Origin of the sequence: Roseovarius azorensis (assembly GCF_900109455.1) — a bacterium.
Lineage (GTDB): Bacteria > Pseudomonadota > Alphaproteobacteria > Rhodobacterales > Rhodobacteraceae > Roseovarius > Roseovarius azorensis.
This window is the reverse complement of the sequence record NZ_FOAG01000006.1, coordinates 26,724-41,200: the sequence shown is the minus strand read 5'-3', so window position 1 is coordinate 41,200 and position 14,477 is coordinate 26,724. Positions and strand designations below refer to the sequence as shown.

The 14,477-nt window shown below is 62.6% G+C and carries 20 protein-coding genes; 5 read left to right on the top strand and 15 right to left on the bottom strand.

Annotated elements, in window-relative coordinates; translation table 11 throughout:
- From flhA to BSG08_RS10275, 4 genes are read left to right on the top strand one after another with little or no spacing between them, the layout of a single operon-like run.
- Positions 1–2,082, top strand: a complete 2,082-nt coding sequence (gene flhA, locus BSG08_RS10290) for a flagellar biosynthesis protein FlhA (protein ID WP_093036168.1) — start codon at positions 1–3, stop codon at positions 2,080–2,082.
- Positions 2,079–2,852: a flagellar biosynthetic protein FliR gene (locus BSG08_RS10285; RefSeq protein ID WP_093036165.1), complete on the top strand. Its 774-nt coding sequence runs from the start codon at positions 2,079–2,081 to the stop codon at positions 2,850–2,852. Before flhA ends, BSG08_RS10285 begins: the two co-directional genes overlap by 4 nt.
- Entirely contained in the window at positions 2,852–3,940 is a 1,089-nt protein-coding gene (locus tag BSG08_RS10280) for an EscU/YscU/HrcU family type III secretion system export apparatus switch protein (protein WP_093036162.1), read from the top strand. Before BSG08_RS10285 ends, BSG08_RS10280 begins: the two co-directional genes overlap by 1 nt.
- A complete protein-coding gene (locus tag BSG08_RS10275; RefSeq protein ID WP_093036159.1) occupies positions 3,937–4,380 on the top strand; it encodes a hypothetical protein in 444 nt (147 codons plus the stop codon). The genes BSG08_RS10280 and BSG08_RS10275 overlap by 4 nt, the downstream gene beginning before the upstream one ends.
- 15 nt (positions 4,381–4,395) lie before the next feature.
- On the opposite strand, the gene BSG08_RS10270 is transcribed toward BSG08_RS10275, so the two are convergent.
- From BSG08_RS10270 to BSG08_RS10230, 9 genes are read right to left on the bottom strand one after another with little or no spacing between them, the layout of a single operon-like run.
- On the bottom strand, positions 4,396–4,899 hold the full coding sequence (locus tag BSG08_RS10270; protein ID WP_093036156.1) for a flagellar basal body-associated FliL family protein: 504 nt from the start codon (positions 4,897–4,899) through the stop codon (positions 4,396–4,398).
- A 24-nt stretch (positions 4,900–4,923) separates the two neighbouring features.
- A complete protein-coding gene (gene flgH, locus BSG08_RS10265; protein ID WP_093036153.1) occupies positions 4,924–5,652 on the bottom strand; it encodes a flagellar basal body L-ring protein FlgH in 729 nt (242 codons plus the stop codon).
- Between the two features lies 1 nt (position 5,653).
- Positions 5,654–6,082, bottom strand: coding sequence for a flagellar basal body P-ring formation chaperone FlgA (gene flgA, locus BSG08_RS10260; protein WP_093036150.1), 429 nt, complete (start codon positions 6,080–6,082; stop codon positions 5,654–5,656).
- Complete coding sequence (gene flgG, locus BSG08_RS10255; protein ID WP_093036146.1) at positions 6,082–6,867, bottom strand: flagellar basal-body rod protein FlgG; 786 nt, start codon at positions 6,865–6,867, stop codon at positions 6,082–6,084. The genes flgA and flgG overlap by 1 nt, the downstream gene beginning before the upstream one ends.
- 16 nt (positions 6,868–6,883) lie before the next feature.
- Positions 6,884–7,597 carry a flagellar hook-basal body complex protein gene (locus tag BSG08_RS10250; protein ID WP_093036143.1) on the bottom strand — a complete coding sequence of 238 codons (714 nt, stop codon included), beginning with the start codon at positions 7,595–7,597 and terminating at the stop codon, positions 6,884–6,886.
- A gap of 1 nt (position 7,598) precedes the next feature.
- Entirely contained in the window at positions 7,599–7,868 is a 270-nt protein-coding gene (locus BSG08_RS10245; protein ID WP_093036140.1) for a flagellar biosynthetic protein FliQ, read from the bottom strand.
- Positions 7,869–7,872: 4 nt separating this feature from the next.
- Positions 7,873–8,163 (bottom strand): flagellar hook-basal body complex protein FliE, encoded by a 291-nt coding sequence (gene fliE, locus BSG08_RS10240; RefSeq protein WP_093036137.1) that lies wholly within the window; start codon positions 8,161–8,163, stop codon positions 7,873–7,875.
- Between the two features lie 31 nt (positions 8,164–8,194).
- Positions 8,195–8,587, bottom strand: coding sequence for a flagellar basal body rod protein FlgC (flgC, locus tag BSG08_RS10235; protein ID WP_093036134.1), 393 nt, complete (start codon positions 8,585–8,587; stop codon positions 8,195–8,197).
- Positions 8,588–8,598: 11 nt separating this feature from the next.
- Entirely contained in the window at positions 8,599–8,991 is a 393-nt protein-coding gene (locus BSG08_RS10230; RefSeq protein WP_175544757.1) for a FlgB family protein, read from the bottom strand.
- A gap of 85 nt (positions 8,992–9,076) precedes the next feature.
- On the opposite strand from BSG08_RS10230, the gene BSG08_RS10225 reads away from it, so the two are divergent.
- Entirely contained in the window at positions 9,077–10,495 is a 1,419-nt protein-coding gene (locus BSG08_RS10225) for a FliI/YscN family ATPase (RefSeq protein WP_093036128.1), read from the top strand.
- A gap of 52 nt (positions 10,496–10,547) precedes the next feature.
- Here the strand turns inward: BSG08_RS10225 and BSG08_RS10220 are convergent, their stop codons facing one another.
- From BSG08_RS10220 to BSG08_RS19680, 6 genes are all read right to left on the bottom strand, one after another.
- Complete coding sequence (locus BSG08_RS10220) at positions 10,548–11,303, bottom strand: DUF1217 domain-containing protein (RefSeq protein WP_245770660.1); 756 nt, start codon at positions 11,301–11,303, stop codon at positions 10,548–10,550.
- A 44-nt stretch (positions 11,304–11,347) separates the two neighbouring features.
- Positions 11,348–11,752 (bottom strand): flagellar biosynthesis repressor FlbT, encoded by a 405-nt coding sequence (flbT, locus tag BSG08_RS10215; RefSeq protein WP_093036123.1) that lies wholly within the window; start codon positions 11,750–11,752, stop codon positions 11,348–11,350.
- Entirely contained in the window at positions 11,749–12,126 is a 378-nt protein-coding gene (flaF, locus tag BSG08_RS10210) for a flagellar biosynthesis regulator FlaF (protein WP_093036752.1), read from the bottom strand. The genes flbT and flaF overlap by 4 nt, the downstream gene beginning before the upstream one ends.
- 86 nt (positions 12,127–12,212) lie before the next feature.
- The gene (locus BSG08_RS10205; RefSeq protein WP_093036120.1) at positions 12,213–13,523 is read right to left on the bottom strand and encodes a flagellin; all 1,311 of its coding nucleotides are present in this window, start codon (positions 13,521–13,523) and stop codon (positions 12,213–12,215) included.
- A gap of 215 nt (positions 13,524–13,738) precedes the next feature.
- The gene (locus BSG08_RS10200; protein ID WP_093036117.1) at positions 13,739–14,098 is read right to left on the bottom strand and encodes a flagellar protein FlgN; all 360 of its coding nucleotides are present in this window, start codon (positions 14,096–14,098) and stop codon (positions 13,739–13,741) included.
- Entirely contained in the window at positions 14,088–14,375 is a 288-nt protein-coding gene (locus BSG08_RS19680; protein ID WP_245770659.1) for a rod-binding protein, read from the bottom strand. Before BSG08_RS19680 ends, BSG08_RS10200 begins: the two co-directional genes overlap by 11 nt.
- Positions 14,376–14,477: the final 102 nt, after the last annotated feature.

The window sequence follows — 14,477 nt, the reverse complement described above, 5'->3', positions numbered from 1 at the left end:
ATGAAATCCCTGTCGATCAGCCACCTCTATCAGCCCACCGTCCTGCTTGCGCTGGCACTGATGGCGATCATCGTCATGATGATCCTGCCAGTACCGCCCTGGGTTCTCGATGTGGGCCTCGCGGCATCGTTCGCGCTGGCCATTCTGATCTTCACGATCACCCTCTTCATCGAGCGGCCGCTGGATTTCTCGGCTTTTCCGACAATCCTGCTGGCCGCCCTCATGCTCAGGCTGTCGCTCAACATCTCATCAACCAAGCTGATCATCGGACAGGGCCATACCGGAACCGATGCCGCTGGCGAGGTGATCGAGGGCTTTGCCAATTTCATCATGGGCGGCAGCGTGTTTCTGGGGCTGGTCGTGTTCGGGGTTCTCCTGATCGTCAATTTCATGGTGATCACCAAAGGCGCGGCGCGCATGGCCGAGGTCGGCGCGCGCTTTGCCCTCGATGGCATGCCCGGCAAACAGCTGGCCATCGACAGCGACATGTCCGCCGGAGCCATCAACCATCAGGAGGCCAGAGAACGCCGAGAACGCGAACAGCAGGAAACCACATTCTTCGGCTCGCTCGACGGCGCCTCGAAATTCGTCAAGGGCGATGCGATTGCCGGGCTGCTGATCACTCTTCTCAATCTGGTGATGGGGCTGATCATGGGCGTGGTCGCCCATGACATGCCGCTTGGCAAGGCGTTTGAGACATATGCGATTCTCACTGTCGGAGACGGTCTTGTCACTCAGATTCCGGCCGTGATCATCTCGATCGCCTCCGCCTTGCTGCTGGCGCGGGGCGGCGCGCAGGGGGCGACCGATCTGGCGATCTCGACACAGCTGGGGCGGCATCCGGCGGCGCTGCTCACCGTTGCGGTGTTGATGGCGCTGTTCGCGCTGGTGCCCGGTCTGCCGTTCCTGCCCTTTATCCTTGGTGGTCTGGCCCTTGGCGGAATTGCATGGCTGAGTTCCGGGAAAAAATCCGCCACGGATCCGGTAACCTCCGAGGATCACCCGCAGGCAAAGCCCGAGAAATCGCTTGGCGACATACTCGAACTGGATGACATACATGTCGAATTCGCCCCCGATCTTGTGAACATGGTCCTTGATCCCGGCATCGGTCTGGACGCGCGGATCGCCAATATGCGCCGCTATGTGGCCACGAATTTCGGCCTCATCCTGCCCGAAATTCGCCTGACGGACGATCCCGGCATGGCCCCCGGTGCCTATATGATAAGAATTCAGGGGGTAGAGCAGGCGCGCGCAATCCTGCGCCCGGATCGTGTTCTGGCGCTTGATCCGGATCATCATCCGACCCTGCCCGCCGGCGAGAACGTCAAGGAGCCGGTATACGGCACGCCGGCACGCTGGATACCCGCCGCCGAACAGGAGCAGGCTGCGTTGGCCGGAACCACCCTCGTTGCACCGACAGAGGTGCTCGCCACACATCTGCTGGAAATGATCCGCCGTAATCTCAGCCGCCTTCTGACGATGAAGGCCATGCGGCGCCTGCTCGACGAGATGGTGAATCTGTCCGACAGGACCAGGGCCGAGGCGAACCGCAAGCTGCTCGACGAAATGATCCCGGATCGCGTGCCGCCTGATCTTTTGCACGCCATCCTGCGCCTCCTGCTCGCCGAGCAGGTCTCGATCCGAAATCTTCCCCTGATCCTGGAGGCCACCGCCGAAGGCCGCCAGAGTCACAGCCATCCGGAAATGATCTGTGAACATGTCCGTCAGCGCCTCGGGTTTCAGCTGGTTGCCGCTCTGCAGCGCCAGGATGGCACGCTGCCGCTCATCCAGCTTGCCCCGGACTGGGAAGAGACGTTCTCAGCCCATCAGATCGACGGCGACCGGGGCCGCATCAACGTGGCCCTGCCACCCGACCTGTTCAATACGCTCACCGGAGCCGTGGCCGAACAGATCCGGCGCGCCAGCGAACAGGGCATCGCACCGGTAATCATCACCTCGACGCTGCGGCGCAGATTCCTGCGCACGGCCCTTCTGGCCAAGAACATCACCGCACCGGTGCTGTCGTTTGAGGAAATCGGCATCGACGCCAGACCATCGCTGGTCGGGATCGTGGCGACATGACCGGGCTGGATGAGGCGCTGCGTCTCTCGCAGGATATCATCTGGCTGCATTTCATCGTCTTTCTGCGCGTTGGTCCGATCATCGCGCTGTTCCCTGGCTTTGGCGAACAATCCGTGCCGGTGCGCATCAAGCTGGCTCTGGCTCTGGCAATGACGACGGTCGTTGCACCAGCGATTGCGCCCGAGATTCCTGCCGCCTCGCATGAGACAACCCACCTTACCCGGTTCGTTCTGGCAGAGACCACCCTGGGCACATTCCTCGGCATCGGCATCCGCCTCTTTTTGCTGGCGCTGCAAACCGCCGGTTCGATCGCCGCGCAGTCCACCTCTCTGTCGCAGATTCTCGGAAATACCGGCGCAACGCCCCTGCCCGCCATGGGTTTTGTTCTGGTTACCGGCGCGCTGGCGCTTGCCATGATGCTGGACCTGCATGTTCGCCTTGCCGAAATGACCGTGCTGAGCTATCGGATCCTGCCCGTCGCCCGCATGCCAGACGCCGGGATTCTGGCGCAATGGGGTATCGGGCGCGTGGCGCATGCCTTTGGCCTCGCCTTTACGCTGGCCGCGCCCTTTGTCATCGTTTCGGTGCTCTACAATCTGACGCTCGGGATCATAAATCGCGCCATGCCGCAACTCATGGTCGTCTTTGTCGGCGCCCCCGTCATTACCGGCGCGGCCCTTTTCCTGCTGATGTTGCTGGCACCGACGATGATCGCGATCTGGGTCGAGGCGCTTCAGGCCTTCATCGTCAACCCGCTCGGGACACGGTGATGGCAGACCCGGATGAAAACGGCGAGAAATCCCACGAACCGACTCAGCACAAGCTCGAGGAGGCACGCAGAAAGGGCGAACTTGCGCGCTCTGCCGATCTCAACACGACCGGCTCCCACGCGGGATTGCTGCTCGCTGCGCTTGCTGCTGGCGGCGCATCCATCGAGAGGGTCAGCACGGCCCTGATGGCGCTGATCGATCAACCGGAGCGCCTGGCCGATCTGGTGTTTGACGGTGCGGCCGCCGGCCCGGCGCTTGGCGGGCTTCTGGGTGCGGTGACGCTGGGGCTGGTCGCGTGGTTTCTGATTCCGGCGGTGGGGGCTCTCCTGTCGGTGATCGCGCAACGCAGTTTTGTCGTCGCCCCGAGCAAGCTCGAGCCCCAGGCGTCGCGCATCAACCCGATCGAGAACGCCAGAAACAAGTACGGGCCCTCGGGCCTGTTCGAATTTGCCAAGAGCCTGGTCAAGCTGTTGCTTTACTGCCTGTTGCTCAGTGTCTTTCTCGGCTTTCGGCTCTCGGAGATGGCGGGTGCGCTGCATGCAGAACCGCATATCATCGGAGCGCTCATGGCGCAGATGATCGTCGAGTTCCTGTTTGTCGTCCTGCTGGTTTCCCTCATCATCGGCGCGGCTGATTTCCTGTGGCAGCACCATGACCACCTGCGGCGCCAGCGCATGTCGCACAAGGAAGTGCGCGACGAACACAAGCAGAACGAGGGCGATCCGCACATGAAACAGCAGCGCCGCCAGCGCGGTATGCAGATCGCCTCGACCCAGATGATGGCCGCGGTGCCACAGGCCGATGTGGTGATCGTGAACCCGACCCATTATGCGGTAGCCCTGAAATGGAGCCGCAAGGCGGGATCAGCCCCGGTCTGCGTGGCAAAGGGCGTGGACCAGATGGCGCTCGCAATCCGCAATCTGGCCTTTGAACACGGCGTCCCTGTCCATCAGGATCCGCCAACGGCGCGCGTACTGCATGCCAGCACCGACATCGGTCAGGAGATTGACGCCACCCAGTACCGCGCCGTCGCATCCGCAATCCGGTTTGCGGATGCCATGCGGCGCAAGGCAAGGCATTTCGGATGACACAGCGCCAATCCTGCGATCTCGTGAAACTGACCCTGGCGCTGTTTCAGAAAGAGAGCACGAAACTGCGGGATCTGAACCGGCAGGAGGCGCGTCTGCGTGCTGAACTGGCCCGGCTCGACAGTGATTATCGTGCCAGTCAACGCCTGACCGACTCGGACATGCAGGGGCTACGGGAGGTTGGCGCCGATCTGCTCTGGCTGGGCTGGGTTGGGCGCAACAGGGCGGATATGCAAATCGAACTGGCCCGGGTGCTGGCCGGCAAGGGGCAGATGATACGCCACTTGGGCCGGGCCTTCGGAAGGCATCAGGCTGCGTTGACCCTGCATGCCGAAGAGATCCGGCACGACCGGGAAAAGGCCCTGGTCCGGGAAGAGAATGACATTGCGGCCCTCGCCCGATTGCGACATCCTATGCCGTCCGGGCGCGGTCGTCCCTGACATCCCCCGTCTGCATCAGACATCCTGTCGCGCGATCTCGGTGATCAGAACACCGCGGGCCGTTCTGCCAACCACCCTCTGAGCCACGTCCGCCAGGGCTCTGCGCAGCACATCCATGTTGTCGGCACTGGTAAACTCGCCCTCGAACCCGCCCATGTTTGCATGATCAAACAACACCTGCAGAAAGGCATCGCGCAGCTTCGGTTCGCGGTTATAGACCGCCTCTGACGTGCCCGGCGATATCTCGACCGTCAGCGACATGACGATCATCGCGCTGACCAGGTTGCGGCTGACCACCGGGATCACGAACTGATTGTTGAGCCTGACATATTCCAGAGCCTCCGCAGAGGCATCATTGCCCCGCGCCCCCTGCCCGCCCGCCACGGCGACCGGCTCCGCCACGCCATCGGAACCGGGATCGGTTTGTCTGATCGGCTCGGGCTTCAGCATCAACCCGACCCCTACCCCCCCGGCGGTTCCGGCAAGCATCAGAAGAACCGGCAGCAGCTTTCTCATCATCGTCCTCTCGCTCCTTGAATGGCGTCAGAACGGCAGCATGGCATCCAGAACCTGCTGACCGATCCGGGGTTGCTGGACATCCGTGATCTGACCACGGCCACCATAGGAAATGCGGGCCGCCGCGATCTTGTCATAGGTGATCTCGTTCTGACGCGAGATATCCTCGGGGCGCACGAAACCGTTGACCAGCAATTCGCGCAGCTCGAAATTCACCCGCACCTCCTGCGAACCCTGAATTTCCAGCACCCCGTTGGGCAGCACCTGCATCACCGTCGCGGCGACGCGCAGGGTCAGCTCTTCGCTGCGTTTGACCGATCCGTCGCCCCCCGACCGGCTGTCGGAACTCAGGTCCACGGCCCGATCCAGGCTGGCCCCTTCCGGCAGCCTGGGGTTGATCCTTTGCGGCAAACCAAGGAGGTTGGGGACCGCGAGATTTTCCGAACCGCTGCGCGAGCGCGACGTGGAATTGGAAATCTTGGCCTCTTCGTCAATTTCGATCACCACGGTCAGGATATCGCCACGCTTGGCCGCGCGCCGGTCCCCCAGCAGAGACTTCTTGCCACCGCTCCAGAGCGAGGCGCGGGTCAGGGGCGTATCATGCTGCGCGGTCAGCGGCAGACCGGGATTGAGCATCGCCAGTTGTTCGGTCGAATTCATCGTCGGCGTAAAACCGGGAGGTCTGCCAATGTGATCCATACGCCCGCAGGCTGACACCAGCGCCAGCAGGCCAAGCGTGATCGCTGAAAACCGCATGTCACCACGATCCCTGTTGTGAAACCAGAACCTGACCATCCGCCGTCACCCGGCCCACGATGGTCGCACGCGACGCAAGGTTCATCACCCGGACATATTCACCCATCCCGGCGCGTGCGAGCGCGCGCCCCTCCGTCATGATCCGCAGGCCGCCCCGCAGATAGATCAGCGACACGATCTGATTGCGGTCTATCAGGGCGGGCGGACCGACATCCGCCGCGCGCACCGGACGGCCCGGATACAGCGAGACCAGCGCCTCCTTGCCAATCAGATCCTGTAGTGTGACGCTCCCCCGCCCGGTTCCCGGCTCGAGCAGCAGATCCTCGGCCGCGATGATCTCTTGCGCGCGAATCGTCCGGGCGGCAACGATGCGATCAGCCCAGACGGGCGGCGGTACGGCAATCAGCCCGGCGAGGATCAGCCATTTCATCAGCGCACCTGCGTGGTGGCGCTGAGCATCTGGTCAGCGGCGGTGATCACCTTGGCGTTGAGTTCATAACCGCGCTGTGCCTCGATCAGTTCAGTGATCTCGCGCACCGGATCGACCGAACTGTTTTCCAGATAACCCTGCCGCAGCGTCCCGAGTCCGTCCTGACCCGCCGTGGTGACATTGGCCGGACCTGACGCCTCTGTCTCCATGAAGAGATTGCTGCCGACGGCCTCCAATCCCTTTGGATTGGCAAAACCGGCGAGGTTCAGCTGGCCGATGGATTGCGCCTCGGCGGTTTCCCGGAAGAACGCAAAGATCTCGCCGTCTGCGTTGATGCTCAGGCTCCGGGCATCCTCGGGAATGGTGATCTCGGGCGCGACCGGAAAACCGTCCGACGTCACGATCAGCCCTTCGGCAGAGCGCTTGAGCGCACCGTCGCGGGTATATGCGGACTGGCCAGAGGGCAGGGTCACCTCGAAATAGCCGTTTCCCTCGATGGCGATGTCGAGATCGCCGTTGGTCTCCGTCAGCGATCCTTGCGCCAGATGCACCGAGATCGCCGCGGGGCGCACCCCGAGGCCAAGCTGCACCCCGGTCGGCAATACCGTGCCATCAGCGGCATTGATTGTCCCCGCCCGGGTCAGTTGCTGATAGTGCAGATCTGCAAACTCGGCGCGCCGGGCGTTGTAGCCCGTGGTCGACATGTTCGCGAGATTGTTCGAGATCGTCTCGACTCGCATCTGCTGGGCGGCCATCCCGGTTGCGGCTATCTGTAGGGCTCGCATCGTGTTCTCCTGAGGATCAACGGGTAAGGGTGTCGAGCGCTGTCATCACGCGCTCGTTTTCGGAATCGAGAAAGCTCTGCCCCATCTCATAGGCGCGTTGCACCTCGACCATCCGTGCGATCTGGCTGATCGGATCGACATTCGCCCCTTCGAGAAAGCCCTGCAGGATACGCGGGTTCTCGACGGGTTCGATCCCGCCCCGGGTCCGGAACATCACGCCGTCCTCGCGGATCAGATCGGTTTTCTCGACGGGCTGGACCAGCCCGATCTGGGCCAGAGGGCGCCCCTGGCTGCCGAGCGTACCATCCGTCGACAGACCAAGGTCGCTGGCGTCAGGAGGCACAAAGATCGGCACACCGCCCGCGTCGAGCACACGAAACCCGTCATTGGTGACAAGATCGCCCCCGGCCGAGAGAGAAAAGCTGCCGGCGCGGGTCAGGCGCTCGCCTTGTGGCGTCTCGATCAGGAAAAATCCATCGCCCTCTATCGCCATATCGAGCGCCCCGCCGGTCCGTGTCAGCGGCCCCTGCATCATCGAGGTGTTGCGCACGTTGCCTCGCGCCATGGAGAGCGACTCGCCGCCCTCCGCACGCTTGACGAATTCCGAAAAGATCAGCCCTTCCTGCCGGTACCCCGTCGTTGCGGCATTGGCTATGTTGTTGGCCACCAGTTGCATCTCGCGCAGCAGTCCCGATTGCCTGCTCAGGGTTGTGTAGCCTGCGTTTTCCATCTCAGCCTCCCGTAATCAGCGGCACCAGCCGGTCCTGAAAGAATGTCACCAGCGTCTGGGTCATGAAGCCCATGGTCAGCCAGAACACGACGGCGATCGCTCCCAGTTTCGGCACAAAGGTCAGGGTCAGTTCCTGGATCGAGGTAAGCGCCTGAAACAGCCCCACAACGAGGCCCGCCACCAGCGCGACAGCAAGGATCGGAAAGGAAATGATCACCGATATCCAAAGCCCCTCGCGCATGGTGTCAAAGAAAACGACCTCGTCCAGCATGGTCTCAGACCGGCATGCGCAGGATTTCCTGATAGGCCTCGACCACCCGGTCGCGGACCGTCACGGCCGCCTCGACCGCCAGTTCGGTCTGGGCCAGCGCCTGCACCAGCGCATGCGGATCGGCCTTGCCGGTCATGGCCGCTTTTGCGACCTCCTCGCCCTCTTTGAGGGTGGCGGCAAAATCACGGGCAAGGGTCTGAAACGCCTCACCCGCCCCGCCCTGGATCGACGCCGGTTCGGTCGCGGGCCGGAACGCTGCATACTTTTGCGCAGCATGAAGAGAAGTGATGTCCATTCTGGAACTCCTGTATTGGTGTTTATCGGTGTTATCGGCGCAACAGGTCCATCAGGCTGGCCGACATTTGCCTGGCCTGATCGAACATCTTGAGATTGGCCTCGTAGCTGCGCTGCGCCTCGCGCGCGTCGGCAATCTCGATCATCAGGTCGACATTCGAACCGTCGTGATGGCCGGTTTCATCGGCGAGGGGATGGCCGGGATCATAGACCCGCTCCGGCGCGCGCCGGTCCAGATTGACGCGACCGACCGTCACCTCGCCAGTATTCTGCGACCCGCCAAATGCGGTCTCGAAAGACACGGTCTTGCGGCGGTAGCCGGGTGTATCGGCGTTGGCGATATTCTCGGACAGATGGCGCAGCCGCTGCGCCTGCGCCTTCAGCCCACTGGCAGAAACGGCAAGGGAACCAATAAAATCGTTCATCCTGCCCTCCCTTACCGGCGACCGATTGCAAGGCGCAGAACATCCAGTGACGATCTGTAGATCGCCAGCGCCTGATCGTGCTGGCGCTTTACATCGACCGCCTTGAGCATCTCGAATTCGAGCGAGACAGAGTTGCCGTTCGGGTCGGCTACCGCGCTCGGATCATCGGTCACAGCGAAACCGGGCTGCTGGCCCTGACCCAAAAGATGCCCTGGCCGTGTGACATACGCGCCCGACGCGCCCCCTCCTCGACTCTGATAGAATGATGCAAACGGCGCTATGTCGCGCGCCCGGTAGCCGGGCGTATCCGCATTGGCCATGTTCTGCGCCACGACGGACTGTCGTGCACCGGCATGCATGGCCATGGCCTGCGCCATGCGGAAGATTTCCAGTTTCTCAAACATCGGGGCTTCTCCCTCGATTGGCTTCAATCAAGGCTTAACTCTGATTCCTTTAGAAATTGTTTTCAGGACATGATTGGAGCGCCCGATGGAAAAAAATGGACTGACAGGCCTGCAGGCCGAGATTTCGTCGCTGCGGGCGCTTCGCCCTGTCGGGCGGGTAGCTGCCGTGCTGGGAAACACGATCCGGATCAGCGGGTTGTCCGCCATCGCGCGTCTGGGGGATCGCGTGCGGATCCAGACCCGCACCGGGGCGGAACTGACCGGCGAGGTTCTGCAGATGGAGGCCTCGTTGATCGTGATTCTTCCTGACAGGGCGGCCGAGGGCCTTGCCCTGGGGGACCGCGCTCTGTTGCTCGATGCCTCGGAGATCGCGCCGTCGCAGAGCTGGATCGGGCGCGTCATTGATCCGTTCGGCGCGCCGCTCGATGGCCGCCCGCTGCTGCGCGGGGCGGTCCCGCGCGCCTTGCGGGCCGATCCCCCGGCGCCGGCCCGCAGGCGCGCTCTGGGCAGGCGTCTTGAGACAGGAATGGCCGCGTTCAACACCGTGCTGCCGGTCGTGCGCGGACAACGCCTGGGGCTGTTCGCCGGTTCCGGCGTGGGCAAGTCGATGCTGCTGGGTCACCTCGCCCGGCACATGCAGGCGGATGTCGTGGTCATCGCGCTGATCGGCGAACGCGGGCGCGAATTGCGCGATTTCGTCGAAAACGTGCTGGGGCCCGAGGGTCTGGCGCGCGCGGTAATTGTCACGGCAACCTCGGACCGCTCGCCCATGGTCCGGCGGCGATGTGCCTGGACAGCGATGGCGGTGGCCGAATTTTTCCGCGATCAGGGGCTCCATGTCCTGTTTCTGGCCGATTCGATCACCCGCTTCGCCGAGGCGCATCGTGAGGTGGCAACCGCCGCCGGTGAAATGCCTGCGTTGCGCGGGTTTCCCGCCTCGACCGCGCATATGATCATGTCGCTTTGCGAACGCGCAGGTCCGGGCGAGGGCGATGCCGGGGACATTACCGCGATTCTGACCGTTCTGGTTGCGGGTTCGGACATGGAAGAGCCGGTCGCGGACATTCTGCGCGGAGTGCTGGACGGGCATGTAGTGCTTGATCGTCAGATTGCCGAGCGTGGTCGCTATCCGGCGATCGACCTGTTGCGCTCGGTATCCCGCAGCCTGCCCAACGCCGCGAGCCAGACTGAGAACCATCTGATCGTAAGTGCCCGCAGGCTGCTGGCCAGCTATGCCCGGTCAGAGACGATGATCCGGGCCGGGCTCTATACCGAAGGCAGCGATCCCGAACTGGATCAGGCGATAAAGGTCTGGGCAGAGCTTGACGGGTTTCTCGCCTTGCCGGAAACCGTATCGGCACAGAACAGCTTTGCGCGCCTTGGCGTCATTCTGCGCCGCGCAGGGATTGCCGTGCCGGCGGCCGTTCCCGCGTCGGGCCGGGTTGTGGATCATCCGGGCGTGCCCGGCACCGGATCCGCAGGCCGGAGCCTTATCGGAAACTGACGGCAGGCCCGTGTCCCCGACAGCCCGGCGCGGTCAGATCAAGGGCTTGCTGTCAGAACGCACGCGGAGCCGCCCGCAGAAGGGTCAGGGCGATGGATTGCGAGGACTGAACGCCGATGCTGTTGATCTGGTCACGCAGCAGAAACCTGCGGATCAGCCGTTCCTGCACCTCAGGATCGCCAAGCCGCGCCGGGTCGGACAGGTCGAGTTGACGCGCAGAGCGAGCCTTGATGGTATCGAGTTGGCGGTCCAGATCAAGCTGCGCGAAACTTTGCGGCAATCCAAGCGCCGCCTCAAAGACCCGGCGAAGGGGTGGGGTGCCGAGAATCCGGAGCCATTTCGTGTTGAACCCCGAATCCTCGCTTGCGATCTCAGACAAATCCCGCTGGGCATTCATCGCAAGCCGGAGGGCCTGGTCCTGGTTTCCCACGGCCACTTCGAATTCCATGCGGCGAAACTTTTCAGCTATTTCAGCCCCAAATCCCGCGAGTTGCGTCCGCGGCCCGGCATTGTCGGCAAAGGCAAATGCCTCTGCCAGTTGCCTGTATCGGCGATCTGACAGCCGATTGGCAAGCGCGTCGTCGCGATCTGTCCCCTCTTCCAGAACCTTGCGGATCAGCGCCCGGCTGTTGATGTCCTCCTGCAGACCAAAGGCCCCGAGCGCCACCCGCAGAAGACGGCGATCCGAAACCAGATCCTCGGCCGTCCTGACGCTGCCGATATTACGTTCGAAATACTCTGTGTCGCGCTGGATGACCGGCGACTTGCTGAACAGATCCGTCTGACGATCAAGCGTTCTGTTCAGCAATGCCCAACCTGCCAAGCCGCTCAGAGGTACAACCGGCTCGAAGTTCATGATGATCGATGCGCCAAAAGCCGGTCTTCGCGCGGCAACAGCGCGCGCAGCGATTTGAGGCATCTGTAATGGTCGTTGGCAAGCAGCGCCTCGGTCGCATGCGTCAGATGCGCCCGGCTGTCGGGATCCCGAAGCACCTGGCTCAGTTCTTCGATCCGGCGCAGGAGTTGCTGCCGCGCCTCCTGCGGGCTGCAATCCCCGGACAGAACCAGTTGCGCCGCGTAGCAGACGCTGCGAACAGGCGTGTTCGCCTCTTCCGGGTGAATCGCATCCCGCAACCGGAGGATCTTGGCGTCGGGCGTCACGATCGACAGACGTGAGCGCCGGTCCCCGTTCTCGACCACCGCGCCGTTTATCAAGACCCTTTCCCGAGGGCCGAGTTTCAGGACGAGCCCTGTCATTTCACGGTCCTCCGCTCGCCCAGCCCGCGCATCATGGCGGTGTTGATGTCGACAAGGGGCTCAACCGATGCACCATCCCGGAGCACCTTGCTGCTGTGCAAGCGGGTGAATTCCGCCAGATAAATGATCCGTGCCCGCAGGTCCGGCGGCAACGGATTGTTTCTGTCTGCGACATCGGTCACCAGAACGGTCCAGAGGCGACGGTTCGCATGCAAGGCAGCCGCCAGTTCGCCGATCCCGCCAGGCTCGCGCGACGCCGCTGCTTTCAATTTGTGGGTGATCCTTGCAAAGGCGTCGTATTCGATGCCGCGCTCGGTCCGGGTGGCCTGTGTCTGTCGGCGATAGGCATCTTGTGCCCGCAGAATGGCGTTCACGTCATGTCCTTCCATCGGTTGCGATGCTGGGTGTCAGGAACAGGAAATGGAGAGACGGGGGCGCTGTCATCGCGCCCCCGATCCGGTTACCTGAACAATGCCAGGATCGACTGCGGCGCCTGGTTCGCGATGGACAGCGACTGTGTGGCCAGCTGCTGCTGCACTTGAAGGGCCTGCAGCCGCGCCGAGGCTTCTTCGAGATCGGCATCAACCATGGAACCGATACCCGCGCGCAGCGAGTCGGTAAGTTTCGACACGAACTCCGACTGCGTCTCGATCCGCCCCCGCACCGAGCCAAAGCTCGCGGCGGCATCGACGGCGGTCTGAATGAACCGTTCGACCTGATCAATCGCAGCACTTGCCCCCGCGTCGGTGGTGACATCTATATTGGCAAGCTCCGCCAGACCGCCACCCTGCGTCACGCCAGTCGTCTCGATGGCCTGCAGCGAGAAGTCGTCGCCGGCAGCACCGGTTTCACCGGTGAAGGTGATGGTCGCCACACCATCCGCCGCCACGCTGACCACAGCGCCGATCGAGGTGTTTGCGGACAGTGTGCCGGCCTCCACCGCTTCTGCCACACGACGGTTGAACGCCTCGGCCAGACCGTTGGCCACATCGGCCTGGGTATCGCCATCGCGCGCCACATAGGACACGTCGCGCGTCGCGTCGTCGAAGGCCGCGCCGACCGTGCCGGCGGAGGCCGAGATGTCGATCTGAATTCCCGTGCCCGCGACCACGGAGTCGATGACCAGCGTGGTCGTTCCCGGGGTCGCCGCGCCAGCAACCGCAACGGCCGCACCCGCATCAAGCGCCCCGCTGATCGTGGTGCCCGATCCGGCGGCTACAGCCGTGCCGGTGCTGAAATCGACCTGCTGCAGACCCAGGTCCTGCTTGATCACATTGATGTTGCTGGCGTTAACCGTACCGTCGCCGGTGCGATCCAGTGAACTGAGGACCTGGAGGATGCCGGACCCCGCGACATTCTCGCGGTTCGACAGCAGGTTGAGACCGTTGAACTGCGCCGCTCCGACAACAGATTCGATCTGCCCGCGCAACGCCTCGATATCGGTCTGGATCTTGCCGCGGTCGACGTTGCTGGACTGGGCTGCGATGACCTTGGACTTGATGTCGATGAGCAGATCGGCAATCGTCTCCGACGCGTTCTGTGCGACCGCGACGGTCGATTCACCCAGAGACAGGCTGTCCGAGATCGCCTTGAAGCCGCTCACGTCCGATTCCATCACCTTGGAGATCGCAAAAATGGCGGCGTTGTCCTTTGCGCTGCCGACTTCCTTGCCGGTTGAAATCACGTCCTGGGTCTTGGCCAGGTTCGAGTTGACTGTCTTGAGGGTCTGCAGGGCCACCATCGCGCTGTTGTTTGTCAAAATGCTGGACATAGTACTTACCTTTTTGTTTGGCGGTTTTCGCCGGTTTCATATTCCGCCCCGATTGCACGGCGGCGAACCTCAGCTGTCTTTCTGACATGTGCAGCGAGCGATGTGTTTTGCGGCTGCGCCATCCGATTGTGGACGCAGGAACAAGATGGCCTGCCAAGTCCTAATGGAGTGCTAAACGCATTGCGGGAAGAACCCGGCATTTGAGCTAAATCCGCTCAGGCCCGTTTTTCGACCTTGCGCTCGACCTCGCCTGGGATGGTGTGTTTGTGGCCGTCACGGTCATAGGTATCCATCGCGCGGCGTACCTGCCGGAATGCCGCCAGACGCGCCGAAACATTCCTGATCCCCTGCAAGGCCCCGTCCAAGAGCGCCTGATTGCGCATGAGCTTGGCCTGCAACGCCGCAATATCCCCCGGCGCATCGGTCGTCATCCGGTTGAGTTCGTCTATCAACGTCTCCTTCTCTTCGACCAGCGTCGAGATGCGATGCAGATCACCGTGCAGCAGCGCCTTGCGCTCTGTCTCCAGAAGGGTGTCGAGACGGTTGATGATCCGGCGTTCAGCGTCATGTGCCATTGTTCTTCTCCATCAGGGATTTCAGGATGATTTCGGTTAGTCCGATGCCGCCGGATCGCACCATTTCACGGGCCAGCGCATCGCGGTGGAACGATGCGAAATGATCTTCACCAACGCTGCCGCTCAGGGCATTCTCCTGTTCGCCAAAGCGGACGGATTTGAGCATTTCCGAGAGAAACCCGGCCTCGAGAGCCTGCGCCGCCTCGCGCAACGCCACATGCCTGTCGGGCCGTCCCGCCGGGGGCTGGATGGATGGAATTCGTAAATGATCTGTCACCGCATTACCTCGAATTGAGCGAACTAATCGTCATAAGACCTCAAAGCGGTAAAGAAGCAGTAACCGGATTCCGGCATGCTGGTGCGAACGAAAGAATTTCGG

Excerpts from the sequence above, each read along its gene's own strand:
- BSG08_RS10280 (WP_093036162.1), top strand. The coding sequence starts at position 2,852 with ATGGCAGACCCGGATGAAAACGGCGAGAAATCCCACGAACCGACTCAG.
- flhA (WP_093036168.1), top strand. The coding sequence starts at position 1 with ATGAAATCCCTGTCGATCAGCCACCTCTATCAGCCCACCGTCCTGCTT.
- flgG (WP_093036146.1), bottom strand. The coding sequence starts at position 6,867 with ATGCGAGCCCTACAGATAGCCGCAACCGGGATGGCCGCCCAGCAGATG.
- BSG08_RS10270 (WP_093036156.1), bottom strand. The coding sequence starts at position 4,899 with ATGATGAGAAAGCTGCTGCCGGTTCTTCTGATGCTTGCCGGAACCGCC.
- BSG08_RS10250 (WP_093036143.1), bottom strand. The coding sequence starts at position 7,597 with ATGGAAAACGCAGGCTACACAACCCTGAGCAGGCAATCGGGACTGCTG.
- BSG08_RS10285 (WP_093036165.1), top strand. The coding sequence starts at position 2,079 with ATGACCGGGCTGGATGAGGCGCTGCGTCTCTCGCAGGATATCATCTGG.
- BSG08_RS10205 (WP_093036120.1), bottom strand. The coding sequence starts at position 13,523 with ATGTCCAGCATTTTGACAAACAACAGCGCGATGGTGGCCCTGCAGACC.
- BSG08_RS10245 (WP_093036140.1), bottom strand. The coding sequence starts at position 7,868 with ATGCTGGACGAGGTCGTTTTCTTTGACACCATGCGCGAGGGGCTTTGG.
- BSG08_RS10275 (WP_093036159.1), top strand. The coding sequence starts at position 3,937 with ATGACACAGCGCCAATCCTGCGATCTCGTGAAACTGACCCTGGCGCTG.
- BSG08_RS10225 (WP_093036128.1), top strand. The coding sequence starts at position 9,077 with ATGGAAAAAAATGGACTGACAGGCCTGCAGGCCGAGATTTCGTCGCTG.
- flgH (WP_093036153.1), bottom strand. The coding sequence starts at position 5,652 with ATGCGGTTTTCAGCGATCACGCTTGGCCTGCTGGCGCTGGTGTCAGCC.
- BSG08_RS10200 (WP_093036117.1), bottom strand. The coding sequence starts at position 14,098 with ATGGCACATGACGCTGAACGCCGGATCATCAACCGTCTCGACACCCTT.
- fliE (WP_093036137.1), bottom strand. The coding sequence starts at position 8,163 with ATGGACATCACTTCTCTTCATGCTGCGCAAAAGTATGCAGCGTTCCGG.
- flgC (WP_093036134.1), bottom strand. The coding sequence starts at position 8,587 with ATGAACGATTTTATTGGTTCCCTTGCCGTTTCTGCCAGTGGGCTGAAG.
- flbT (WP_093036123.1), bottom strand. The coding sequence starts at position 11,752 with ATGACAGGGCTCGTCCTGAAACTCGGCCCTCGGGAAAGGGTCTTGATA.
- flgA (WP_093036150.1), bottom strand. The coding sequence starts at position 6,082 with ATGAAATGGCTGATCCTCGCCGGGCTGATTGCCGTACCGCCGCCCGTC.
- BSG08_RS10230 (WP_175544757.1), bottom strand. The coding sequence starts at position 8,991 with ATGTTTGAGAAACTGGAAATCTTCCGCATGGCGCAGGCCATGGCCATG.